Below are 25,663 nucleotides of genomic sequence, written 5' to 3'. Positions count from 1 at the left end.
CTAGTGTTTAACTACTTTGATCGTCACACTTTTCAATCCGTTCGTTACGCGTAACAGCAGGAGCCCCGCCGGTTGCTGACGAACCGGTAAATGCTGCCGCTCAACCACCCGGGCCGCGTCAATGTGTCGCTGGCCAACCAGCCGCCCGCTGGCATCCGTCAGTTGCAATTGGAGCGGCTGGCCTTCCGCCCCCCGGATTTCGACTGCCACCTGCTCCGAAACCGGATTGCCCAACACCGTTACCTGAAGCTGCGAAGTGGTCTCTGCTGACATTCGGACCGCCGAAGGACAACGCAGCGGTTTGCCCGAATCTTTCAACACATAGGTGCTGCCCTGCACCCGACCATAGATCAGCCGCGTCGTGTTGTCTTTCAACTCGGCCGGTACCGTGAAACTGTAGGCATGAGCGCCGTTGCCCTTACCCGCATTTTTCAGATCGTCGCGGTAGACATTGGCCACCGTGCTGCCCCAAACCGTGTTCCCCGTGTAAAATTCCACGGTCAGTGGCGTATTGGGTTTATTCCGATCCCAGACCCAGCCCCGGATGGTACCGCACTCGACCTTGTCCAGATAGCCGTCGAAACTCCCCGTTACCGCGGTCGCCGATGTTGGCAGAACCGTAAACACGAAGCTGACACTGTTCGTGTTTCGGGCATCATCGGAGGCCTGGTACGACAATACAAACGTTCCGGCCACTTTGGGGGTGCCGCTGATGATCCGGTCGAAGGGGTCGAAATCCAGTCCGGCGGGTAAATTATCCAGGGTGTAAAAAAGCAGATCTTCCCCTTCCGGGTCCGTAAAGGCTGCCAGGGTTCCCGAGAACGGGACATCCACCTGCGCCGTGATGGGCGTAATTAAAATGGTTGGGGTCGGGGGCACCGGGGGCTTATTTTCCGGTTCGCGACCCGTCCGGCAGGTGAGTGCTTTCGGTGAACCCTTCAGGATAAAACCACTGCCCCGAATGCGGGCCGACAAACTGTGTGGGTTACGGTCTTTTATTTGTTCCGGAATCGAAAAAATGAACGCATGGCTGCCATTTCCTTTGCCCGCCGTGAGCAGATCCTGCCGAAATTCGCCGGCCGTCAACGTCCCGATTACATTGGGGCCATCCAGAATCTCGACGGAAACGGGCGTATTGGGTTTGTTACCATCCCAGGCCCAGCCCCGAAACGTACTGCAATCGGCGCCGTAGACATAGCCGTCGAACGAGCCCGTCGCCGATGGGTTGACGATCTCCAGAGCCGGGGTAATGGTGGCCTGGCAACTGCCCCGGGTACAGGTAATCGAATACGTCCTGAGACCGGTTACCGCCGTTGGCACCGGAATAAAGGGGCCTGCTCCCTGCTGGCCATCCGGCCCCGTCCAGGTGATCTGACCGGTTTCGCAACCCTCCACCTTAAGCAGGACGCCCGGCGTGTTTTGCACAAGGGGAGACGCGGTTCCATTGGAGGTATACGTCAGGGTTGGTGTCGTACAGGCCGATTCCTTTACAGCCACTAACCAGAAATCCGTAAGTCCTTTCGAATTTTCGGTTTTATCCCGACTGGCGTTGGAATAGGATCGGCCCAGAAGATAAAAATTCCCACTGGAGCTTTGGCAAGCGCTGACCAGGATGTCCTCATCGGAGCCCCCCAGGGTTTTATCCCAGACCCAGGCACCGTCTGACCCTAGTTTAACAACCCAGTAGTCCCAGTCTCCCCGGCTATTTTCCGACTTGATCGCATTCCGGTTCGATTGGGACATGCCACCGGCCAGAAAACCGCCATCAGCAGTTTTGATGACGTTGAGACCGTTTTCCTGGCTGGCCCCTCCCAGGGTTTTATCCCAGCGTTTGTTTCCATTCGCATCTATACAGACTACCCAGTAGTCGGAAGAACCGAACGAATTCTCCGATTTTTCAAAACCCTGGTTGGAGTAGGATACCCCGGTCACCACCACCCCGCCATCAGCCGTAGCGACCCCGGATGCTGGTGTGTCTTCGCGGTCCCCGCCGATGGTTTTATCCCAGATTTTCGTCCCGTCTTCGTCTATTTTGACCAGCCAGTAGTCACTGTCATTATAACCTGATCCGCGCACGTTTTCGGTTTTGTCGCCACCCGCGTTGGACCATGACAAACCCACCAGCACGAACTGGCCGTCTGAGGTCGGAACAATCCCTGACACCGCCTGAAAGGCAGGACCGCCGTAGCTTTTATCCCATAGTTTATTCCCATCCGGATCGATCCGGATCACCCAATAGTCGCCTTCTCCTTTTAAAGGGGCCGTTCGATCCGGATTGGGTGGAGATTGGGAGGTTCCGGCCAGCAGATAGCCTTTATTTCCCGGAAGAACCACTATCCCCGAAATCTCTTCCGGAAATTCGCCCCCGAACGTTTTGTCCCAGCTTTTATTCCCATCCTTGTCGATCTTCAGGACCCAGAAATCGCCGTATCCCCGGCCGTCCTCCGATTTATCTCCTCCTTTGTTGGAATCGGATCCTCCGCCCAGCAGAAAACCGCCATCGGGTGTTGCCACGATGGTATTTAAATAATCGAAACCGCTTCCTCCGTAGGCTTTATCCCAGAGCTTGTTCCCATCGACGTCGACTTTGACAATCCAGATATCCGAAGCCCCCAGATTGTTTACGGATTTATCACCACCGATCCCCGATGAGGAAGATCCGCCGAGAAGAAATCCTCCCTCGGTTGGAAGAATGATTCGGGCCTCGTCAAAATCATTTCCGCCGATGGTTTTATCGAAAACGTTGGTAACCTGCGCACGCAGACAGGTGCTCACGAAGAGGAACAGTACCGGCAGCCACCGGCGATTAAACGGCATCCATAAAGCGTTTTTCATGACACGACAGTAGTTGGTTTTGATCAATGGGAACGGGCTATTCTGGCACCGAACAGTGACCCGTTCCTTTACCGATCGGATCGCTTATCCGATTACTGCTTCAGAATTTTCAGACTGACCTTTTTCAAACCGCTACTAACCTGTAAGAATAGTAGGCCTGCCGGTTGTCCCTGGACCGATACCCTCTGCCGCTCAATCGCGGTAGCCGCTTCAATGTGCCGCTGGCCGATCAGCCGCCCGCTGGCATCGGTCAACTGCAACCGGAGCGGCTGGCCCTCCGCCCCCCGGATTTCGACCACCACCTGATCCGAAACCGGGTTGCCCAACACCGTCACCGCAAGCTGCGAAGCGGTTTCTGCCGACAACCGGGCCGGGGCACATTGGTAGGCCCTCGGGGAGCCTTTCAAATCATAGGTGCTACCCAGCACCCGCGCCCGGATCAGCGTGCCGTTGGTCACACTGCCCGGTGGGCTGAAGTTGTAGGCATGCGCTCCGTTGCCCTTCCCGGCATCCTTCAAATCCTGCCGGTAAATATTCGCCAGCGCACTGCCCAAAACCGTCCCCGATCCCTCCAGATAGAATTCGACGGTGAGCGGGGTGTTGGGTTTGTTGCGGTCCCAGACCCAGCCGCGGATGCCGCCACAGTCGAGCTTGTCGAGATAGCCCTCGAAGCTGCCCGTCACGGTCGTGGTGGAAGCGGGGTTGACGGTCAGCGGAAAGCTCACCGAATTGGTCAGCACGCCGTCGCTGGCCGAATAGGTCAGCACAAAGGTGCCTGCTTGCGTCGGTGTACCCGAGATCACCCGGCTGGTCATGCTGATCGACAAACCGTCGGGCAATCCGGTGAGCTGGTAGGTGAGGGGTTGTGCTTCGGGATCGGTGAAGGCGACGAGCGTGCCGGAGAAGGGCACACCGACCTGGGCGACCAGGGGGGCAATGAGCACGGTGGGGGATGGTGGCATGGGGGCTTTGTTGGCGGGCGATCCGGTTCCCTGACAGATGAGGGCTTTGGGGGAATCTTTCAGGATGAAGCTGCTGCCACTGACGCGGGCGGAGAGGTTGTGGGGCAAGCCATCTTTGAGATTGTCAGGGATGGAGAAGAAGAAGGCATGTCGTCCGTTGCCTTTTCCGGCAGTTTGCAGGTCTTGCCGGAAGACATCGGCGGAGAGGGAGGCAATGACGTTGGGTCCATCGAGGATGTCGACGGAGACGGCGGTATTGGGTTTGTTGCGGTCCCAGGCCCATCCTCGGAAGGTGGCACAGTCAGCACCGTAGACAAAACCGTCGAAGGAGCCGGTAATGAGTGGGGGCGAAACGGTTATCGTAGTGGACGCGGGGGCACTGCTGCAACTGCCGGCGGTGCAGGTGGCCGAGTAGATGAGCGTACCGGTGGCGGAGGTGGGTACGGAGATAGTGGTGCCGGTACCGCTGGTGCCGTTGGGGCCGTTCCAGCTGAGGGTGCCAGTGGTGCAGCCGGTGATGGAAAGGGCGACGCTCGGGGTGTTCTGAAAAACCGGTTGGGTGGAAACGTTGGAAGTGATGGAAATCGTCGGAGGAACACAGGGGTCTTCGAGCAGAATCAGCCAAAGGTCTCTACCTCCCAAATTGGGCGCTGTTTTGTCGACGCCGATTTCCGAGTTGGAATACCCGGCCAACAGGTAGTTACCCGCCGACGGTTCCAGCAAAGCCTGGATCATATCGTCGCTATTACTACCCCCTCCCAGCTTTTTTTCCCATTGGGTGTCTCCGCTGGCGTTGAGTTTAACGACCCAGTAGTCATACCGGGTCGGCGTTTCAACTGTATAATAGAATTCCCAGGTGCCCCCGAGCAGAAAGCCTCCGTCGCTGGTGGCCAGCAGTGCGTAACAATAGTCATCATCCGGTCCTCCCAGGGTTCGCTGCCAGTCGATCTCATTGGTGGAGTCAATTTTAAGAACCCAGAAATCATTTCTTCCCTGTGAATCCTCGGATTTATCACCACTCGTATTCGAATTGGAGTAACCCGCCAGCACATACCCCCCGTCAGTAGTTGTCACCAGACCATACAGGTCATCACTCTTATCTCCGCCGAAGGTTTTGTCCCATTGTTTAACCCCGTCTGCATTGATTTTAACGACCCAGTAATCGCTGTTTCCCTGGCTATTTTCGGTTTTGCCCGTCAAGTCTTCCGGGAGGGAAGCGTCGGATGACGAAGTGCCGGCCAGCAGAAAGTTTCCATCAGCCGTGGCCACGATCTTTCTCAGGCGGTCGCTATCCTCACCGCCATAGGATTGATCCCATAGCCGGTTCCCATCGGCGTCTATCTTGACCACCCAGAAATCAGGGGCAAAGGCATCATCATCTCCCTTCTTTTCGGCGGTTTTAGTGCCATTAACGCCCGAATTGGAATACCCGGCGAGCAGAAACTTTCCATCGGAGGTGGGCACGATGGAACTGAGGTCGTCGTTGTCATCTCCGCCAAAGGATTGATCCCATTTTTTTTCGCCGTCAAAACCGATTTTTACAACCCAGAAATCACCACTTCCAAACGACTCGCTTTCTTTGTTACCGTCATTGGGGGAATTGGAATCCCCGCCCAACAGATAGCCGTCCGGGGTAGCAACAATCGTCCGCAAAAACTCATTTTCACTGCCCCCGTAGGTCTTTTCCCACTGTTTGTTGTGGCTGGCATCGAACTTGATCACCCAAAAGTCAGTACCTCCCCAGAGCATTGCTTCTTTGGGCGAGTCCGCAGTAGCTTCTGAATCAGAGTGTCCGCCCAGCAGATAGCCTCCGTCGGCGGTTTTTAGCAGCACCTGTCCATCATCCCGGCCAGCCCCCCCAAACGTTTTGTCAAATGACTTGATCGGTTGGGCCCGGAGCATCTCTCCAAAACCGGTAGTCAACAGGAGTAGGAATAGACTGAAAAGCCGAATCCGGTATGCTGTTTTTGCTAGGGTAAAAGTTGTCATAAGTGAAAAGTCGAGGTTGAACGTGGATGGAGGCCCGGTTGGCGGGCATGTTGATTTTACAAGTCGGAATGAACAGAAGCGACGTTTTAGGGTCGGATTAGTTTGAGAAATGCAGACTGGGTGGAATTGGTAACCCGCAGAAACAGCAATCCGGGGGCTTGCTGGCTGACATCGAACTGGTGTCGCTCGACCAAACCGGCTTCGGGGACGTGCCGCTGGCCGATCAGCCGCCCGCTGGCATCGGTCAACTGCAACCGGAGCGGCTGGCCCTCCGCCCCCCGGATTTCGACCACCACCTGATCCGAAACCGGGTTGCCCAACACCGTTACCGCAAGTTGCGAAGCGGTTTCGGCCGACAACCGGGCCGGGGCACACTGGTAGGCCCTCGGTGAGCCTTTCAGGTCATAGGTGCTGCCCAGCACCCGCGCCCGGATCAGCGTGCCGTTGGTCACACTGCCCGGTGGGCTGAAGTTGTAGGCATGGGCCCCGTTGCCCTTCCCGGCATCCTTCAAATCCTGCCGGTAAATATTCGCCAGCGCACTGCCCAAAACCGTCCCCGATCCCTCCAGATAGAATTCGACGGTGAGCGGGGTGTTGGGTTTGTTGCGGTCCCAGACCCAGCCGCGGATGCCGCCACAGTCGAGCTTGTCGAGATAGCCCTCGAAGCTGCCCGTCACGGTCGTGGTGGAAGCGGGGTTGACGGTCAGCGGAAAGCTCACCGAATTGGTCAGCACGCCGTCGCTGGCCGAATAGGTCAGCACAAAGGTGCCTGCTTGCGTCGGTGTACCCGAGATCACCCGGCTGGTCATGCTGATCGACAAACCGTCGGGCAATCCGGTGAGCTGGTAGGTGAGGGGTTGTGCTTCGGGATCAGTGAAGGCGACGAGCGTGCCGGAGAAGGGCACACCGACCTGGGCGACCAGGGGGGCAATGAGCACGGTGGGGGATGGTGGCACGGGGGCTTTGTTGGCGGGCGATCCGGTTCCCTGACAGATGAGGGCTTTGGGGGAATCTTTCAGGATGAAGCTGCTGCCACTGACGCGGGCGGAGAGGTTGTGGGGCAGGCCATCTTTGAGATTGTCAGGGATGGAGAAGAAGAAGGCATGTCGTCCGTTGCCTTTTCCGGCAGTTTGCAGGTCTTGCCGGAAGACATCGGCGGAGAGGGAGGCAATGACGTTGGGTCCATCGAGGATGTCGACGGAGACGGCGGTATTGGGTTTGTTGCGGTCCCAGGCCCATCCTCGGAAGGTGGCACAGTCAGCACCGTAGACAAAACCGTCGAAGGAACCGGTAATGAGTGGGGGTGCAACGGTGATCGTGGCCGAACCGGGGGAGCTGGTGCAACTGCCAGCGGTGCAGGTGGCCGAGTAGACCAGCGTGCCGGTGGCGGAGGTGGGCACGGAGATGGTGGTGCCGGTTCCGGTGGTGCCGTTGGTTCCGGTCCAGTTGAGGGTGCCAGTGGTGCAGCCGGTGATGGAAAGGGCGACGCCCGGGGTGTTCTGAAAAACCGGTTGGGTGGAAACGTTGGAAGTAAGCAGGAGTGCGGCCAGTGGAGAACCCTGAAACTCATACGCCCCGAGATCGATGGGGCCGTCGTTGAAAAACCGGGAATTGCCGGCCAGATCCGTGGTAACACCGTTGAGGGCCGTAGCGCTGTTCGTTCCGGCATTGATGGCGGGCGAGCAGGCCGTCAAGCTCAGGTCATCATTGGCCGCATCGGTGAATTTCGGATCCTGGCCAACCCGGTTGTCGCCACCATCGGTAAAACCGGTCGTACCGGTTTCGATCAGGCTGTGGGCAACCGTGAGTGATAAATTTACACCCTCTTCAACCGCGTTAAAAAAAGCAGATGCCCCGCCGTTATCCCACAGGATGCAGTTGATCAGGCTGTGAATCGAACGAATCGTTGAAGTCCCTCCACCATCTGTATCAATGCCACCCTCATTGTAAATGACGTTACCTTGATTCTCGGTGGACGTATTCTGATAGAAGCTGCAATTGATCAGCGTCGAACGATTCAAAGCCGACCTGCCATCACTTGTTCGTCCAAAGAGATCATTAAAAATGGCTCCTCCGAGGTCGGCCTGGTTGCCGATAAAAATGCAATTGACCATGGTCAATTGCAGATTGGCCTGCGTATTAGCGTCGTTTTCCACCGCTCCACCCCGGCTTCCTTCGTTGCGGATGAAGCGGCAATTGGTAAAGACCGGCTCCAGCAAACCGTTTTGACTGTTGTTGTCGACGGCAGTCCCTTCCGTGTTCCCGATGAAACTGCAATTGGTTATTCTGGGACGGCTAACCGACAAATTCGTGGTTTCATCCGCATCGGAAGCGGATTCCGTCCTTAGCGCATAAAAGGTATTCTGGGTAAAACTACAATTCGTCAGGATGGGGTTGGAAGTTCCGCCATCGTCAACATAAGTCCTGAATGCGCCCCGGTTTTGAGAAAAACTACAATTGGTCAGAATGGGGCTCGTGGTTCCTCCGTCATTGGCGAAACTATAGACACCGCTTGAATTCTGAATAAACCGGCAGTCTGTCAGGATGGGGCTACTGACCCCCCCTTCTCTTCCATTGTTATACATAGCACCACCATCGTACGCGAAGTTCTGGATAAACGTACACTGGTTCAATGTCGGGTTACTCTGGTTGCCCGTACCACTGCCGTCATTGACGATGCCTCCTCCTGATCGATTGCCGTCCAGGTTATTGGCATAGCCTCCTGTAAGGGTGATGCCATCGAGCCGGGTCTGGGCGCTGGCATTTTTAAACTGCACGACATGGTAGCTGTTGCCATCATCCAGCGTAGAGTTATTGTCGATGTCACCCGATAAGGTAGTACTGGATGGATTCGTCGTGCGGACATCGGTTCCGGCGGTATACCCCCCGTACACCTGCACGCCCGAAGCAATGGAAAACGATTGCGTTCGGTCGGTCGTGGCCGTTGGTTTGTAGAGTCCAGCCCCCACCAACACGGTGGTACTGGCAGGGGATTGGGACAGCACGGCTTGTAATTGGGATGCGGGATAGGCATTGGTCCAACTATCGCCGTCTTGCGTACCGTTGCCGGTTGGGGTTACGTACTTGATCTGAGCGGAAGCCGTCAGAACACTGAGAAGCAGCAGAGTACAGGTAATGAAAAGACCAATTGGTCCAGGGAAGGGTAGATTTGTTTTCATAAGTGAACCGAGCGGTTTGGGTGCGGGTCGGAAAAGTCCCAAACGTAGTCTTCGATTCACAAACTGACTATCGCAATTTTCCCAATTCCTATAACAATCTTCCCACGGATCAAAAAATGGACATCAATCCCCAAAAACCAACCTCATGGGGTTAAAATTGGGATAGTTGCGTAGCGCCTTTGCTATCCCAATTTGACCTTTGCCTGATACTCCCTCGGGGTCACCTGGTAGTGTTGCCGAAACATCTTGGTGAAATGCGCCGGGGAATCAAAGCCCACCAGATAGGCCGTCTCCGATACCGCTTTTCCCTCCTTCAACAACTGAACCGACCGCTTCAGCCGGTGTACCCGAATAAAGTCACCGGGCGTCACCCCGGTCACTGCTTTCATCTTCCGGTACAGGCTCATCCGGCTCAGGTTCGTGTACTTTTCGATGTCTTCGACCCGAAAAGCTGCGTTATCCAGATTGGTTTCAATGAGCTGGGTGATGCCGGCCAGCAACGGATCGACGGGTGCTGGCGCCGGAATCGGTTGCGGGAGTTCGGGGTGCGTCAACCCGGCCTGTAGTTGCTCCCGCAGCCGACGCTGGTTCTCCAGCAGATTCCGCACCTGCAACTGTAACTCCTGTACGTGGAACGGTTTGGTCAGGTACGCATCCGCTCCCCGCGTCAACCCTTCGATTCGATCTTCATAGGCGACCTTTGCCGTCAGCAGCACCACCGGAATGTGGCTGGTCCGAAGGTCACTTTTCAGGTGGTCACACAGCATGTAACCATCCATCACCGGCATCATCACATCACTGATGATGACATCCGGCATCCGTTCGAAGGCCAGATTCAACCCGTCCTGTCCGTTGCGGGCCTGATCCACTTCATACCCGGCTGGCAGGCTCTCGGTGATAAACTGCGCCAGTTCGGCATTGTCTTCCACGACCAAAACCCGAACCCGCTCGTCCTGCCCGTTTTCATTGGAAGGGATTGCCGGTTCCTCATCGGTCAATCGGCCCTTTTCGGTTGGTTGAGCCATTCGAACCGGCAACCAGACCCGGAAGAGCGTGCCCAATCCTTCCCGGCTCTCCACCGTGATCTGCCCCTGCTGGCTTTCCACCAGTTCTTTGACCAACGATAGCCCAATGCCCGTCCCCGATGGTCGGTTTGGCAGATTCCCCGGTCCCGGTTCTGCCTGATAATACCGGTTGAAAATCAATGGGATGCTGACGGGGGGGATGCCAATACCTGTATCACTCACCGCAAGCTCGACCCCTTCCTGCTTTTCTTGCAGGGGGCGAATATGAACCCGCACCTGACCGCCTTCCGGCGTAAACTTCAGGGCATTTGACACCAGGTTATAGACGATCGGTTCGAGCTTGTCAGAATCGAACCAATAATGGGACCGCAACGCATTTTCGAAGATCAAATCGATGCCCAGTGCTGACGCCTGTTCCCGAAACGGCAACAGCCATTGATCCACACACTGGCCTATGTCACCCAGCGACTCGTTGACGGTCATGAGGTGGGCTTCCAGCTTGGAGAAGTCCATCAACTGGTTGATCAGTCGCAGCAAATGACGCGCCTGGGTCTCCATGATCGAGACCCGGCGCTGGATTCCGGGTTCGAGTGACTGTTGCAGCAGCTGTTCGGCGGGCGACAGAATTAGTGTCAGGGGCGTTCTGAACTCGTGGGTGATGTTGGCAAAAAACCGGGTTTTCATCGCATCCAGCTCCCGGAGCTTGGCGGCTTCGTGTTCCTTCAGCGCCATCGATTGCTGCATCTTGAGCCGGTTGACGTAATTCTGAAACAGGCCGTAGGCAATCCCGGCCACAGCGATAATGTAGAAAGCGTACGCCCACCAGGTGGCCCACCACGGCGGGTGAACGACAATTTGCAGGGTTCGGATCCTGGAACTCCAGATGCCGGATAAATTGGTTGCATTCAGGCGCAGGGTATAGGTGCCGGGCCTTAAATCCGTAAAAACCGCTTCGGGCCGCTGGCTTTCAACCCAGGTGGGGTCCAGGCCCACCAGTTGATAGCGATATCGGTTTTTGTCGTGTTTGTTGAATTGCAAAGCCGCAAAACCGATGGTCAGGAAGTTCTGGTTGTCGGGTAAACGCAGTTCGTGGATGGCCTGAACGGGTAACTCGCCCAAGGGAGAATCCGGGCCGGGAACGACCGGTTTATTGTTGATGGAAAGGGTGGTGATCTCGGTTGCGGGCTGAAACGAATCCGGGCGGATGTGGCCCGGATAGAACGCCGTAATGCCCTCCAGACCACCCATCAGGATGCGGTCATTTGGCAGATGCAGAAAATGGTATCGGTTGAACTCATCGGCCAGGATGCCATCTTCGGTCGTGTAGGTCTGGGTCGCCAGGGTCCGGCGTTGAATTTTACAAATCCCTTTGTTCGTTCCCATCCAGACCTGCCCTTTTTGATCGGGAATGACGGAGTAAATGACGTTGTTGGGCAGACCGTTGGCTACGGACAACCGTTGGCTCAAGCCGGTTTTTTTGTCGAATAGACAGGCTCCGCTGCCGAAGGTGCCGATCCAGAGCCGATCGGGTTGGTCGGGGTCGGTGGCCAGGCACAACAGATTGTCGCTGCTCAGGGAGTTCGGGTTGTCGGGATTGTTTTTATAGCTGGTTAGTCGACCGGTTTTGCGGTCGACCCGAACCAGTCCTTCGCTCGGTGTCGCCAGCCACAAGGCCTCATCATCGACGGTGAACATCAAGGTCGTCTTCCTGATGGCGTATGGGAAGCGGGTCCACCGGCCTGGTGATTCGTCATACCGATACGCCGTGGAATCCAGAAACGCCCACACCTGGCCCTGACGGTCGGTGGTCAGCGGGCAGAGCCGTTCGCCGATGGCAATGTTTTTAAAACGGACGGGAAAGGGAATTTTTTCGGATTTCCGGGCCTTGAGATCAATCCGGTACAGATCAGAGCTTCCAACATTGTACCAGAGCCGCCCCTGTCCATCGAAGGTATGGCGAAAGTTGTAGTTGGACAAAGACGGGTCGAGCGGGGGGATCTGATCGGGTGGTAAAGCAAGCCATCCGTTGTTCAACAGATCCTTCACAAAACCGGTTTGGTAGGTTGCGGTTTCAAACGGACTGAGCCGTAAGTCATACTTCTGAATGCCGTTGCCCGCAGTTCCAAGCCACAACACATTCGATTGGTCGATAAAGATGCTGCGGTAATTGATGGGGCCATTCTCGTTCCCGGAGCGGAGCAAGCGGGGGCCTTCGGCATCGGTAAAGCAAAATAACTTATTGTCGCGGGCAAAGTAAATCGTTCCCTTCTGATCGGCAGCGAAGTAGGTATTGAACAGCTCATTTTCCAAAGGCGGAATCGGATAGCTGCGGGCCTGATGCGTAGCGGTCTCGAAAACCGTAATGTGGTGGTGGAAGGCAACGACGAGGTCGCCATTGGGCCGCAGGTATAACCCGTTTAAATACGCTTCGGGCATCCAACTGGCTTTACCGGGTTGGTAGACATGCCGAAGAAAGGACTGTGAACGGTGGTTAAAATAATCAATTCCCTTGCTGGTAAAGACCCACAGATCATCCTCCGGCGTCGACTGCACGAAGCCAATCACATCGGAGGAAAGGGAGTTGGGCTGGTTGGGCTGGTGACGAAACAAGGTAGCTTTTTGCGTACGCAGGTTGAACGAGACCAAACCGGTGTTGGAACGGACGACCCACAGCCGCTCGCCCCGGCGGTCGAAACAGAAGTCGCCGATCCCGCTTTTTCCAAACAGTTTTACAAAAGCCGGTTGCTGCGAAAAGTTGGTAAACTGTTCGGTAACCGGATCGAATACATCGAGGTCCTGTCGCTCTGAGGCAATCCAGATCTTTCCGTTGGGATCCACTTTCAGTTTGGTAATCCCGGCAAATGAAAGGGAAGGGCGCCGGTTCGGATCAGGCTGGAACACTTTGAACTGACTGCCATCGTAGCGGGCCAGACCGTCGCGGGTTGCCATCCAGATAAACCCCTTTTGGTCCTGTACAATGGACGGTACAAAAGCCTGGGGTAACCCTTGCCGGTCGGTAATGAACTTGGGCGCGGGTAGTTTTTGAGGTTGCGCAAGCACGAAAGAACAGGGATTGAACAACCATCCCCAAATCAACCACAACAGGATCAAGTGACTGTCAATCTGTTTCATTCACACCTTTGAATTGCCCTCACCACGAAATAAGGATACTTTTTCGATATGTTACCATTCGTAGACGTACTTTTTACTGAACGTTGTAGGAACGGAGCGATTCTGGAAAATCGGGTTCGCTGGTCGGCCGTCATTTTTGCTCGACGCTGTACTTTTTAGTGCGTACGCAAAAGAACAAATTGGTTGCTTTTTAAGCTGACAACAACACGCGGAATCGTCAATATATACGCTCCGCGCAGCAAGATAGTTTGCTGCGCGCACAGGTTGTCTGAGCCCAAAGCTAACGGGGCGTTTATGGAATGTTAGATTTACCGTTTACCTTCGTGCTTTCCGGTTTGCATGAAGAAATGCACGATCCGGTAATCGGTCATCAGGTCCCGGCTTGTGTCAAAAGATCAATTCCATGAAACCCGTACTCCTCCTGCTCCTTCTCCTCAGTACTTCCTTTATCCGCGCTGCGCGGGCACAGACGGCCCCGGTCGATGGCCCGGCAAAAGCTACTTTTTCCAATCCCCTGCCGATCCAGTTTGGAGACCCTTACATTTTATACACCCAGGGTACCTATTATATGTACGGTACGGGCGGTGGAGCGGAGAAGGGGTTTGCCGCTTATTCGTCAAACGATATGGTTTCCTGGAAAGCCGAGGGGCAGGTGTATTTTCATACGAACAAAAATGGCTGGAGTGATCCCAAAGCCAGTTGGGGCGGGGCGTACTGGGCCCCTGAGGTCTACGAGGTGAAGGGGAAATTTTACCTCTTTTACAGTGCGCAATGGAAGGTAAACCCCACGCGGGAAGTGGAAAATTTCCGGATCGGCGTGGCCGTTGCCGACAAACCTACGGGGCCTTTCATCGATCTGGCTGACCAGCCCGTTTTTGATCCGGGGTATCCCATCATCGATGCCAATGTGTTTTTTGATCCGAATGGAAAAGTCTATCTCTATTATTCGCGTTGCTGCTATAAGCACCCGGTCAAGAGCGAAGTGGCCGATTTGGCCCGAAAAAAAGGGTGGTACGAGGAGATTGAAGAAAGCTGGGTGTATGGGGTTGAACTCAAACCGGATTTTTCCGGTGTCATTGGCGAACCGGTTTTGTTGCTGCGTCCCCCGGTCAGCCTGAGCGACAAGCAGGCCGAATGGGAAAGCCGCTCGGTTACGGCCCGCGAAGTAAACCGTCGCTGGACGGAGGGCTCCGTTACGTTTAAAAAAGACGATACGTATTACATGATGTATTCGGCCAACCATTTCGGCGGTCAGTTTTATGCCATTGGTTATGCCACATCCAAATCCCCCCTGGGTCCTTTCAAAAAAGCAGACAACAATCCGGTATTGCAGAAAAATACCGATCAGGGAGGTTCGGTTACGGGCACTGGTCACAACAGCATCGCCTACTCGCCGGACGGACGGGAGATGTTTTGCGTATACCACGCCAGAACGGCCAAAACCGGGGGTGAGCGCGTGGTTTGTATCGACCGCATGGCGGTGAAAGACGGAAAAATAACCATTTTCGGGCCTACCACGACGCCCCAGAAACGCCCTTCCGGCGTAGCAAAGTCGTTAAAAGAGTAAACGCATTAGCCTTTTTTGGGCGGCCCCGACCCAAAACCGACAAACCGTAGACGCCGATCGAACTTATTCTTCTTTAGAAGAACCCCGAAGCGACTTGAAAACGGCCACAAGGCCGGCCAGCACCAATCCAACCACCAATCCAACCCCAAATTCTTTCAGGGTGGCCGGAAGGTTCGGAAATAAGGTGTGCAGGAAGTGGATGTTATGCACAAATATTCCGCCCGCAACCAGCAGAAGAGCCAACGTCCCTACCACGCTTAAAATCCGGACGATAATTGGTAGCGCGCCAACCAGCACATGGCCCAGTTTGGAAAGGAAACCCGTATGGTTCGACCGTTTGATCAACCTGTAGCCGGCATCATCCATTCGGACAATGAGCGCTACCAGGCCATAGACGCCAACCGTCGCCAGCAGGGCCACCACGGATACCGTCAAAATCTGTATCATGGAGGGTTGTCCGGCAACCGACCCCAGCGCAATGATGACAATTTCTACGGAAAGGATAAAATCCGTCGTTATGGCGGATTTTACTTTGACTTTTTCCTGGTCGACAGGAGGAGTGGCTTGCTGGTCATCCGGGGTCACCTGGTGTTTGGGTGCCTTTTTTTTGCCAAAGTAGTCGATTATTTTTTCGCCCCCTTCATAGGCCAGGTAGCAACCGCCCAGCAGCAGGATGAAGGTGATGGCGACCGGAAAGAATGCATTCAGCAGCAGGGCAATCGGAACAATAATGAGTTTATTAATGAATGAGCCTTTCGTAATAGACCACAGGATGGGCAATTCTCTGTCGGCCAGAAATCCCGTCGCCTTTTCTGCGTTTACCGCCAGATCGTCTCCCAATATACCGGCAGTCTTGCGGGTGGCTATTTTTGTTGCTAAAGCAACATCATCCATTAAGGCAGCAATATCATCTAAAATTGCAAAAAAACCAGAGGCCATTTGTCGAGTGAATTATACGAAAACTTTTTACGGCTGAAAGATAGAGATAGATTGCCTCTAAAGTACCGCCTGCATCCATTATCTGATTGTTTGGGATTGAGGTCACCAGCTTTCTGCCGGTTGCTAAACCAATTCCGGACCTGTTGTAAAAACTTCCTATCTTTCGATCATCGGCAGACTTTAACTACGGTGTTCGATGAGAACCACGGCTTTGCGCTTTTTATTACTGCTCTATGTTCTCTATCGATCAGGAGCTGGTTCGTTATCGGCTCAGCCCAATGCTGTTCAGGATAGCATCGATCGGTACCTCGACCGGGCCGAACAACTCACCTCTTCCCAGCCTGAAAAAGCGCTAGTTGCCGCGAAAACCGCCCTGGTGCTGGCGCAAAAAAAACAGCTGACTTTATCCGAAGGAAAAGCGTATCAATGGCTGGCCCGCATCCACGCCGAACGGGACGACTACGTCAGTGCCCTCGATGCGGCTAAAGCCGGGCTTTCGATTTTCCACAAGCTGGGCGAGCAACGGGACGTTTGCCGCACGTACATCGCCGTGGGCGTCATCAACCGCTATCTGAAACTGTACGACGCGAGTATTGAAGCGAACCTGCAAGCCCAAAAAATCGCGGAAGCGCGGCAAGACACGGCTATGCTCGGAGCCATTTACGGCAACCTGGGAAACGTGTACTTCGACAAAAAAGACTACGATCGGTCCTTGCAAGCCGCCTTGAAGGCCCTGAACATCCAGACGGCCCGGCGGGATGTTCAGGCGATGGGCAATACGTTTCATAACCTGGCGAGAATTTACCGCATTCGCAGGGAGTTTGGCAAAGCGCTCGAATTCTACAACAAATCGCTGACTATCGACCTGAAGAACAACAACCAACTGAACATCGGCGGCTCCTACGTGGATTTGGCACTGTTGTTCAGGGACATGGGCGATTTTCAGCAAGCCTTGCAGTATTCGCAGCGGGCGCTGGCTATTGCCGAACGAATCGAATCCAAAAGTCTGCAGCAACTGGCCCTGGCCAATTTGCCCTTGATTTACGGCGTGTTGGGAAAATCCCGGGAAGCCGTGATGGCCCAAAAGCAGTACCAATACCTGACCGACAGTTTGCAGTCAGCAGAACTGTCCCGGCAGATCGCAGACGTGCAGGGCCGGTATCAGGCCGAACAGAAAGACCGCGAACTGAATTTGCAAAAACTTCGCCTGGAGGCTCAGCAGGCGTCACTAAGCCAGCAGCGTACGCTGATTGCAGCACTAATCGCCTTCGTACTGTTGGCAGGATTGATTGGCTACCTGCTCTTCAATCGGTATAAACTCCGGCAGCGCAACGTAAAACTTTCGCTGGAAAACCAGCAATACCAGCTTTCGAAGAACCTGCAGCTCCGGCAGGATATCGATGAAACCATTAACTACTTCGCCAGCTCGCTCTACGGCAAAAATACGGTGGATGAAATCCTGTGGGATGTGGCTAAAAACTGCATTGCCCGCCTGGGCTTTGTCGATTGCGTGATCTATTTGCTCAATGACGAGCAAACGGCTCTGGTTCAGAAAGCCGCTTACGGCAACAAAAACCCGGAAGCGTATTCCATTCTGGATCCGCTGGTGATTCCGCTGGGCAAAGGCATTGTGGGGAGTGTCGCACGGACGGGGAAACCGGAAATCGTAACCGACACCACCCAGGATCCGCGCTACGTACTGGACGACGAGATGCGCTACGCTGAATTGGCCGTACCGCTGCTGTTGCAAAACAAGGTCATTGGCGTCATTGACTCGGAGCATCCCGAAAAAGGCTTTTTTAAGGAGCATCATCTGGATGCTTTGCAAACCATTGCGGCTATCTGTAGCAGTAAAATTGCCCAGGCCATCGCGGATGAAGAGGCAAAAAAGGCCCGAATCCTGCAACTCGAAGCGGATTACAGCAAGCAAATGGATCGCGTCAAGTCGCAGTTTTTTGCCAACATCTCGCACGAATTCCGTACCCCGCTCCATCTAATTCTGGCTCCGCTCCAAAAACGGCAGGCCATCAGCCCGGAAGAAACTCAAATGATGGAGCGTAACGCCAACCGATTACTTCGATTGGTGAACCAACTGCTCGATCTGGCCAAAGCCGAAATGGGGATGCTTACCCTGAGCCGGCAACGGGGTAATTTAGTCGGCTTCCTGGGACAGACCGCCCGGTATTTTCAGCCGATGGCCGAATCCAAAAACCTGCACTACCAGATCGACCTTCCCAACACCGACTGGGTGGCCACTTTCGACCGCGATAAGCTCGAAATGATTGTGTACAATTTATTGTCCAACGCCATTAAGTTCACCCCATCGGGCGGGCAGGTCATGCTGCGGGCCGAGGTCGAACCGGAGACCGGCCTTCGACTGACCGTTCGCGACACGGGCATCGGTATTCCCGAATCGCTGCAAAACCGCATATTTGACCGCTTCTATCAGATCGACCCCTCGCAAACGCGGGCCTTCGAGGGGAGCGGTCTGGGGCTGGCCTTGACCAAAGAACTGGTCGAACTCTACAAAGGCTCCATTGAGGTGAAAAGCCGACCCGATTCGGGCAGTACGTTTGCGGTCTGGCTGCCGATAAAAGCCGATATCGTGCAGGAAGCTGACGGATTGGACGGGGTCGCATTCCTTACGCCTGTCGGTCAGTCTCCTGGCATAGCCATGACTACGCCCGACCCGTTGATGGAGGAAGAACAGGCCGACGTCAGCGCGGAAGACAAGCCCATGCTCCTGCTGGTCGAAGACCATCCCGAGTTGAACCATTACCTCCGTCAGCAACTTGCCGACCGCTTCCGGGTTGTGCAGGCCATGCGGGGCGACGAAGGACTGCAAGTGGCGCGCCGGGTGGTTCCGGACCTGATCATTTCCGATGTGATGATGCCGGTGATGGACGGTTTTTCGATGACCCGCCACTTGAAAGAAGACGACTTGACCAGCCACATTCCGGTGATCCTGCTAACGGCAAAAGATGACGTCGATTCCCGGAAAGAAGGTTTTGAGGGCGGGGCTGAGCAGTATTTAGCGAAGCCTTTTGCCCTGGACGAACTGGTGACCCGCATCAACAGCCTGCTGACCCAGCGCGATCTGTTGCGCAAAAAGTACAGCCGGGAGGTGAGGCTGCAACCTTCCGGAACACCCATCCGCGACCGGGAAGCCGAGTTTCTGGAAAAAGCCATCCAAATTATTGATGAACACATGACCGACGAAGCGTTCAGTGTGGAATTGCTTCAGCGGGAAATGGGCATGAGCCGGATGCAGTTACACCGGAAACTGAAAGCGCTCACCGACCAGTCGGCCTCCGATTTTATCCGATCTATTCGGCTGCAGCGGGCTGCTGACCTCCTGCAACAACCCGGTATTCAGATTGCCGAGGCCGCTTATCTGTCGGGTTTCCAACATCTTTCCTACTTCACCAGGTGTTTTAAAGAGCAGTTTGGAAGGCTACCCTCCGAATTTGCGAAACAAAAAGCATAAATCCTTTCGGTGTTTACTTGTAATGTTCTGATTGTTAATGGTATAGGGTCGGTATTGACTCTATGTTACATCCGTGCTATTTTCTGGGAAATGCGTGTTAGTCCCGCGATGAGGGCCTGCGCTACCTTTGTTGCCGTAAGGTATCGGCCGAATCACCTGTAAGCAGTAGGCAAACCGATTTTTCTTTTTTCCACACCAACTAAAATGCAAAAAGTAAACGTAGTAACCGTCTTCGCCTTGTGTCTGGTGACACTTTGCGGCTGCGAAGAAAGCTTCATTGAGCGGCAGGAGATGCTAACCTCAACCGGCAAAGTTGCTAACCCTGAGTCAGAAGGGATCGGCGGTGTCAAAACCAATCCGGGGGGGCAATCGCTGCCGTACCCAACCATTACCAGGAAAACGTTTATTCCAGACTATGATCTGTGGGCTCACACCAAGTGCCACACCTGGCGGATTGAGTGGCCGAACTATCCGGCCGGTACTGACCCCAACAAGATTCCAACGGTCTTTACGCTATCCAACGGCGCACTCAACAGTTTCGATTACCTGAATGCCCAATCGGCCTCCAACACGTACAAGACCCATTTCAACCTGTACCACAACGCCCAACTGGAAATGTCCAGTACGCTGTGGGACGAACTGATCTATTCGTTTAACGGTAGCGATCAGATGGAAATCACCTGGTTCAACAAGACTGATATTTCGGTAAAGAGTCTCGAACACTGGGTAAAAGAGCGGCCAGCCCTTTTCGAAAACAACTGGGTGGATAACAGTCAGGAGCCTCCAGTCTATCAGCAGGGCGATGTATTCCTGTTTAAGGTAATGAACTTGTCTTCACCGATGATCCCGAACCGCTACGGCGGCATCCGAATCGTCTCCATGACGCCCCGTATCATCGAGGTGTATCTGGCCGTGCCGAACGACTGATTCGGCCTAACCGCTTCCCTCACAATGTACTATGTTGTTACCGGAGCAGACCCCTGCACCGGGTTGGGGAAGTTATGTCCTCTATTCGTTACTCTTTAACCATTAATTTCTCAAAATCATGCGTAACTATTTTGCACACCTTCTAACAGCCGTGTGCCTTGCGGGCCTTCTGTTCAGCCCCAATCAAGTTCTGGCCCAATGGTCGACACAAAACGGCAACGTGTACGTCAACCCGCCGACCAAAATTGGAATCGGTTTATCAAATCCTAGTCGGAACCTGGACATTCATAGCACATCCGATACCTATCTACGGGTTAGTTCCCTGGGCGGGGCCTCCCTCGGTAGCCAGACGGCCGGCATCGAACTGCGGAGAACCGCCAACAACGCCACGACCAATACCTGGTCCATCAATAACGAAAACCACTTCCGCATCCGGCACAACAGTGACCTGCTGTTTGGTTTGTCTCCCGACATGGCCCGGCTGGGTATCAACCTCGACAACCCGGTCGAATTCACCATCTATGGAAAAAACGTCACCAAATCGGGTAATTCAGTGGTTGACGGTGCCCTACGTCTGCATTCGAAGGTGGGCGACAACATCCACATGCTGGCCCTCGACGGCAACCAGATCGAAAGCAGCGATCCGCTGTACATTAACAACGATTCGGAACAGAACGTCCACCTCGCCAACGGCGGGGGCAAGGTGAAAGTCGGTACGACCGATAACGAAGCCCGGCTGAGCGTGTCCTCGGAAACCGATATGCAGCTCAAGCTTATCAACCCCGGTGCGGGCGGAACGGCCTGGCGGATTGGGGTGGCCAACAACTCCTGGAGTGCCGGGGCGGGTAAACTGGTGTTCTCCAAAACGGCCAGTTCCGACGATGCGACGATGGTAATTACGCCCGCCGGGAACGTAGGCATTGGCCTGACAACGCCCTCCAAAACCCTGCATGTCAACGGAACCACCTCGACCAAAGTGCTTGAAATTACCGGCGGGTCCGATCTGGCCGAACACTTCGACATCGAAGCGGGCGAAAAGCTGCTGCCGGGTACGGTGGTCAGTATCGACCCCAATAAACCGGGGCAACTGCGGGTGGCCCGGCAGGCGTACGACAAAACGGTGGCGGGTATTGTGAGCGGAGCGGGCGACGTGCAGCCGGGGATGTTGATGGGGCAGGCCGGTACGCTGGCCAGTGGGCAGCATCCGGTGGCGCTGACGGGACGCGTTTATTGCCGGGTCGATGCACAGTACGGGGCCATCCGGCCGGGTGATCTGCTCACGACCTCGCCCACGACCGGCCACGCCATGAAATCGACCGACTCCGGGAAGGCCCAGGGAGCCATCCTTGGCAAAGCGATGACGTCATTGGAAACGGGCACGGGCCTGGTGTTAGTACTGGTTAGTCTTCAGTAAGATACGTTAAACCAGCAGCAGCGATGAAAGCAATCAATCCCATTCTCTTTGGTCTGGCCTGCCTGTTCAGCGTTTCGGCGGTGGCCCAGAAATTGGTACCGCATTCGTTCCGGTATCAGGCCGGGACGCCGGACCGGGCCACGTCAGGCCGCGATTCATCAGGCAGCGAACAGCTCCGGTTTCTGACTCAGATAACTCAGCCCAACACGACGTTTCTTCGGCTGTATTTCACGGGAACGCAACTGGGCGACGGCAGCTATCTGGTGCTGGAAGGCACCGATGGCACCCGGCAGGAACTGAGAAAGCCGGACCTGGAAAACTGGCACTATAGCTCGGCATACTTCAACGGCCAATCAGTGAACGTCTCGCTGTTTGCGGCTGCCGGTGATAGAAACACGGTCAGTATCAGCGGCATGAAGGTAAGCGGTGAACCGGCCAGCCTGACCAACAAGGCCCGCCCGGTTGCGGCTTCGCAGCCAGCAGCGCGACAGTCGGCGACACTGGCTGAGGTTTCGCCTGTAACGTACCCACATGCCAAAGCGGTAGGCCGGTTTACCAACGGAACAGATGCGTACGGCACGGGCTGGATTGCACCCAACGGGGCAATTGTTACGGTTATGCTCATGGTCTGGAAAGCAGAAAAAGAAGGGTATGATGTGATTGAATTCAACGTACCAGCCTCTACGGGTATGACGGTCCAACATCCAGCCCCTCAGGATCAGTACCCAATAAAAAGCCGGAATAAAGATGGCTTCGAAACGTTTGCCTTTAAGGGCTCTGCACTCGGTACATCATTTATCAGAGCGAATTGGGCCGTTCTGGAGGCACTTCCGAACGGCACGAGGCTACGGCCGGGCGAACGCCAACAGGAGCACTTCCGCATCGCCACCAACCCGAGCAACTACACCATTGATGCGATGGGTGACGTGCCGGTCGATGTGTTTCACTACGGGAACGGCCACGCTGACCAGTTAGAAGGAAATACCACGTTCCGAACGCTCCGCCTGACGCAGACATCCCTGCTGAAACAGAACGACTACCTGGCGAACCCCTTTGGCGTAGCCGACCGCGACCTGTTCGTGCTGTACAACATGCCGTCGTTTAAAGCGAGTCACGAGGGTGCTCCGGTTGTTTATCAAGGTTCCAACGTGGCCATCGGGGTTCATAACGACCTCGGTGGAAACGATCCAGGCTTTGGCGTCGGCTTCCAGGCCGACGGTTTTCGGAATGGCGTGGCCCGGTTCTTTACCGAAAAATCGGCCTATCTTGACCAGGAAGGCGTAAGCGACCAGCCCAACGGCCAAATTGATAAACCCTACCGCACCGCGCAGCAGGCGGCTCAGCACGCGCCCAATGATTATACGGTGTACATCGCCAGGGGTACGTATTCGGGGGCGGTTACGTTTAACCGGCCCCTGACGCTGCGGGCACCCGTGGGTAAGGTTGTCATCGGTTCGTCGAATGGGGGGGCACGCAAGTCGGCTGAGTCATCCGTTGCCCGAAACGTGGCGATGATCGAAGCCTCGGGTGCCCACTCGCGGCTCGAAAGTTCGGAAACGGCTGAGAAGGTGCGGGTTTACCCCAATCCGTTCCGGGAACAGACCGAAATCAAGTACCCGTTTGCGGAGGGAGGGCCTGTATCGGTGCGTATCGTCAACACGGCTGGCGTACCCGTCGCTACATTCACGCCGAACAATGCCGCATCCGGCCAAAATGGGGTGCAATGGGACGGCACTGACCAAAACGGAATGTCGGTTCCGGCAGGGCTATATATAGTGAAGGTAAACTACGGAAACCAGACCTTCACGACCAAAGTGCTGAAAAAGTAAGCCGTTTGGCAGGTTTCGATTAATGTTCAATTCCAAAATCACAAACTATTTACGACATGAAGCGAATGATGAATAACTTGATTGCAGTAGTTTTTTTAGGGGTTACCCTGACAGGTGTTGCACTCGCTCAGACTCCACCGGAAGAGTTGGCGAAACGAACAGGCAAGGCGCAGGTGGCCGTGGTCGAATTTACGCCCGGCCCAAACGTAGCGGTGATGTCGCCAGAAGCCAGGCGGCAGCTCCAGGCCAGCATTGCGTTCAGAATGATGAAAACCAACCGGATTCACGTTGTGGACGTCCGGCACACGCGGGAAGCGTCGCAGGCCGACCTGACGGCGGTGAATGGAGCTTCGACGGCCGCTGCGGTGCGGGTCGGTAAGCAACTCCGGGTAAGTTACGTGCTGACGGGAACGGTTGACGAATATGACTCGAAAGGCTCCGCCACGCTCAAAACCCGGCTCGTTGAGGTGGCTACCGGAAAGGTCAAACACGCCGACGAGTTGTCGCACCAGAGCACCGCTGTCATGTACAGCGGTAGTGATGCTGAAATGAAGGCTAAAGTACTGCTCCCGCTGATTCTGAAGTTAACGGCTGCGCTCACGGCGGAGGTGCTTTGATCCTGACTGCATCGTAACCCTGGAAGTGAAGCCATCGAGTTTCCGACCCCGATAATTATTTTCTGGCTTAGGTTCTGAAGGTGTTCCATTGGGACAGAATTCGGAAAAATTGGGTGGAAAATTATTTGGAAACAAAAAACCCCGAAATCAGCCTGATTTCGGGGTTTTTTTGGGAAAAAGTAGTAGTTCGTGGGCCCACTTGGAATCGAACCAAGCACCTACTGATTATGAGTCAGTTGCTCTAACCGAATGAGCTATAGGCCCGCACCGGAAAACCGGGGCTTCGACCCTGGGGCAAAGCGTCTGCAAATATACAAAAATCGACTTCCGCTTCAAATCGTAATTACAAAAGTCGCCCGATTGGATGGTCTCGCTGGTGTCGTGCAACACTCTACTCCATTTTGGCGTATATTTGTCTGTAAACCGGTTCCATTCCATTTGGCTTCCCAGAACAAAAAAAAGATCCTGAATGACCCCGTCTACGGGTTTATCACCATCCCGAACGAGTTGACCTTCGATCTGGTCGAGCACCCGTATTTTCAGCGGCTCCGGCGGATCAAGCAACTGGGGCTGTCGGAACTGGTGTATCCCGGGGCCTTGCACACCCGGTTTCACCACGCCCTGGGCGCCATGCACCTGATGGGGCAGGCCATTCAGACCCTGCGCGGCAAAGGCCACCGGATTTCGGAACCGGAATGTGATGCCGCCCAAATCGCCATTCTGCTGCACGACATCGGCCATGGGCCGTTTTCCCACGTCCTGGAATACACCATCCTGCAAGGCATTCCACACGAGCGGCTGTCGCTGCTGCTGATGGAAGAACTAAACCGGCAATTCCATGGTGGCCTGTCGATCGCCATTCAGATGTTCGAGGGGACCTACCCCCGGCCGTTTTTCCACCAGTTGATTTCCAGTCAGTTGGACATGGATCGGATGGATTACCTCAACCGTGACTGTTTCTACACGGGCGTGGCCGAAGGAACCATCGGCGCGGATCGCATCATCAAAATGCTCGATCTCGTCGACGACCATCTGGTGGTGGAAGCCAAGGGAATTCTGAGCATCGAAAACTTTCTGAGTTCCCGGCGGCTCATGTACTGGCAGGTGTATCTGCACAAAACGTCACTCTGCGCCGAGTCGATGCTGGTGCAGATTATCCGACGGGCGCGGTTTTTGCTGACACAAACCGGGTCGGGTCAGAACCGCGAAACGGCGGTTTTTACGACCCCCGCCCTGCACACGTTTCTGTCAAAACCGATCACGATGGAAGACTTTCAACAGAATCCGGACTACCTGAACGCGTTTACGCAACTGGACGATTACGACATCTGGACGTCGGTCAAATTCTGGAGCCGGCATCCCGACCGGGTTTTGTCTACGCTTTGCCAGATGCTGCTCGACCGGCGGCTGTTTAAAATCATTCTGTCGGACCAGCCTTTTGCCGGGGATCTGGTGCGCGAAATTGAGCAGCAATTGTTGGAAGCCGGAATTCAGCAGGATGAATTGTCCTATTTTCTGGTCGAAGGCGTTGCCACTAATTCCGCCTATTTACCGTCTATCGATAATATAAATATCAAGCTGAAAGATGATCGTATTATTGACATTGCCGATGCGTCCGATCTGCCCGGTATTAAAGCCCTGACCAATATGGTCAGGCGATACTACCTCTGCTGGGCGAAAAACCTGACCCGGCAACCGGTTCGGTTGGTATAGTTCAATTTGTTCTCTACCTTAGCGGCACAAATATCCGAGTCTTACATA

General features: G+C 54.8%; 12 protein-coding genes and 1 tRNA gene. 7 read left to right on the top strand and 6 right to left on the bottom strand.

What is annotated here, in order from left to right:
* The 4 genes from ACS5NO_RS22230 to ACS5NO_RS22215 all read right to left on the bottom strand — a co-directional run bounded on the left by ACS5NO_RS22230 (position 1) and on the right by ACS5NO_RS22215 (position 13,050).
* Positions 1-2,835, bottom strand: a complete 2,835-nt coding sequence (locus ACS5NO_RS22230) for a putative Ig domain-containing protein (protein WP_439417174.1) — start codon at positions 2,833-2,835, stop codon at positions 1-3.
* A 92-nt stretch (positions 2,836-2,927) separates the two neighbouring features.
* The gene (locus ACS5NO_RS22225; protein WP_439417173.1) at positions 2,928-5,786 is read right to left on the bottom strand and encodes a putative Ig domain-containing protein; all 2,859 of its coding nucleotides are present in this window, start codon (positions 5,784-5,786) and stop codon (positions 2,928-2,930) included.
* Positions 5,787-5,872: 86 nt separating this feature from the next.
* Positions 5,873-8,965, bottom strand: a complete 3,093-nt coding sequence (locus tag ACS5NO_RS22220) for a putative Ig domain-containing protein (RefSeq protein WP_439417172.1) — start codon at positions 8,963-8,965, stop codon at positions 5,873-5,875.
* Between the two features lie 182 nt (positions 8,966-9,147).
* Entirely contained in the window at positions 9,148-13,050 is a 3,903-nt protein-coding gene (locus tag ACS5NO_RS22215) for a hybrid sensor histidine kinase/response regulator transcription factor (protein ID WP_439417171.1), read from the bottom strand.
* A 475-nt stretch (positions 13,051-13,525) separates the two neighbouring features.
* Between ACS5NO_RS22215 and ACS5NO_RS22210 the strand changes: the two genes are divergently transcribed.
* Entirely contained in the window at positions 13,526-14,689 is a 1,164-nt protein-coding gene (locus ACS5NO_RS22210) for a glycoside hydrolase family 43 protein (RefSeq protein ID WP_439417170.1), read from the top strand.
* Positions 14,690-14,752: 63 nt separating this feature from the next.
* Here the strand turns inward: ACS5NO_RS22210 and ACS5NO_RS22205 are convergent, their stop codons facing one another.
* Positions 14,753-15,628 (bottom strand): DUF808 domain-containing protein, encoded by an 876-nt coding sequence (locus ACS5NO_RS22205; RefSeq protein ID WP_439417169.1) that lies wholly within the window; start codon positions 15,626-15,628, stop codon positions 14,753-14,755.
* A 196-nt stretch (positions 15,629-15,824) separates the two neighbouring features.
* Between ACS5NO_RS22205 and ACS5NO_RS22200 the strand changes: the two genes are divergently transcribed.
* The 5 genes from ACS5NO_RS22200 to ACS5NO_RS22180 all read left to right on the top strand — a co-directional run bounded on the left by ACS5NO_RS22200 (position 15,825) and on the right by ACS5NO_RS22180 (position 23,902).
* Complete coding sequence (locus ACS5NO_RS22200) at positions 15,825-19,115, top strand: ATP-binding protein (protein ID WP_439417168.1); 3,291 nt, start codon at positions 15,825-15,827, stop codon at positions 19,113-19,115.
* 204 nt (positions 19,116-19,319) lie between these two features.
* Positions 19,320-20,042: a hypothetical protein gene (locus ACS5NO_RS22195; protein ID WP_439417167.1), complete on the top strand. Its 723-nt coding sequence runs from the start codon at positions 19,320-19,322 to the stop codon at positions 20,040-20,042.
* Between the two features lie 118 nt (positions 20,043-20,160).
* Complete coding sequence (locus tag ACS5NO_RS22190) at positions 20,161-21,456, top strand: hypothetical protein (RefSeq protein ID WP_439417166.1); 1,296 nt, start codon at positions 20,161-20,163, stop codon at positions 21,454-21,456.
* Positions 21,457-21,479: 23 nt separating this feature from the next.
* Complete coding sequence (locus tag ACS5NO_RS22185; protein WP_439417165.1) at positions 21,480-23,285, top strand: T9SS type A sorting domain-containing protein; 1,806 nt, start codon at positions 21,480-21,482, stop codon at positions 23,283-23,285.
* 65 nt (positions 23,286-23,350) lie between these two features.
* On the top strand, positions 23,351-23,902 hold the full coding sequence (locus tag ACS5NO_RS22180) for a hypothetical protein (protein ID WP_439417164.1): 552 nt from the start codon (positions 23,351-23,353) through the stop codon (positions 23,900-23,902).
* 190 nt (positions 23,903-24,092) lie between these two features.
* Here the strand turns inward: ACS5NO_RS22180 and ACS5NO_RS22175 are convergent.
* A tRNA-Ile gene (locus tag ACS5NO_RS22175) sits at positions 24,093-24,166 on the bottom strand.
* Between the two features lie 174 nt (positions 24,167-24,340).
* On the opposite strand from ACS5NO_RS22175, the gene ACS5NO_RS22170 reads away from it, so the two are divergent.
* Complete coding sequence (locus ACS5NO_RS22170) at positions 24,341-25,615, top strand: HD domain-containing protein (protein ID WP_439417163.1); 1,275 nt, start codon at positions 24,341-24,343, stop codon at positions 25,613-25,615.
* The last annotated feature ends 48 nt before the right edge of the window (positions 25,616-25,663 follow it).

The sequence above is a fragment of the Larkinella fluvii genome (genome assembly GCF_051857545.1).
GTDB lineage: Bacteria > Bacteroidota > Bacteroidia > Cytophagales > Spirosomataceae > Larkinella.
Note: the sequence above shows the minus strand (reverse complement) of the source record. Positions and strands in the feature narration are given on the sequence as shown.

What these genes read in the sequence shown, in the direction of transcription:
- ACS5NO_RS22200 (WP_439417168.1), top strand. Translation starts at nt 15,825, where the DNA reads ATGAGAACCACGGCTTTGCGCTTTTTATTACTGCTCTATGTTCTCTAT.
- ACS5NO_RS22230 (WP_439417174.1), bottom strand. Translation starts at nt 2,835, where the DNA reads ATGAAAAACGCTTTATGGATGCCGTTTAATCGCCGGTGGCTGCCGGTA.
- ACS5NO_RS22185 (WP_439417165.1), top strand. Translation starts at nt 21,480, where the DNA reads ATGAAAGCAATCAATCCCATTCTCTTTGGTCTGGCCTGCCTGTTCAGC.
- ACS5NO_RS22195 (WP_439417167.1), top strand. Translation starts at nt 19,320, where the DNA reads ATGCAAAAAGTAAACGTAGTAACCGTCTTCGCCTTGTGTCTGGTGACA.
- ACS5NO_RS22190 (WP_439417166.1), top strand. Translation starts at nt 20,161, where the DNA reads ATGCGTAACTATTTTGCACACCTTCTAACAGCCGTGTGCCTTGCGGGC.
- ACS5NO_RS22220 (WP_439417172.1), bottom strand. Translation starts at nt 8,965, where the DNA reads ATGAAAACAAATCTACCCTTCCCTGGACCAATTGGTCTTTTCATTACC.
- ACS5NO_RS22205 (WP_439417169.1), bottom strand. Translation starts at nt 15,628, where the DNA reads ATGGCCTCTGGTTTTTTTGCAATTTTAGATGATATTGCTGCCTTAATG.
- ACS5NO_RS22225 (WP_439417173.1), bottom strand. Translation starts at nt 5,786, where the DNA reads ATGACAACTTTTACCCTAGCAAAAACAGCATACCGGATTCGGCTTTTC.
- ACS5NO_RS22180 (WP_439417164.1), top strand. Translation starts at nt 23,351, where the DNA reads ATGATGAATAACTTGATTGCAGTAGTTTTTTTAGGGGTTACCCTGACA.
- ACS5NO_RS22210 (WP_439417170.1), top strand. Translation starts at nt 13,526, where the DNA reads ATGAAACCCGTACTCCTCCTGCTCCTTCTCCTCAGTACTTCCTTTATC.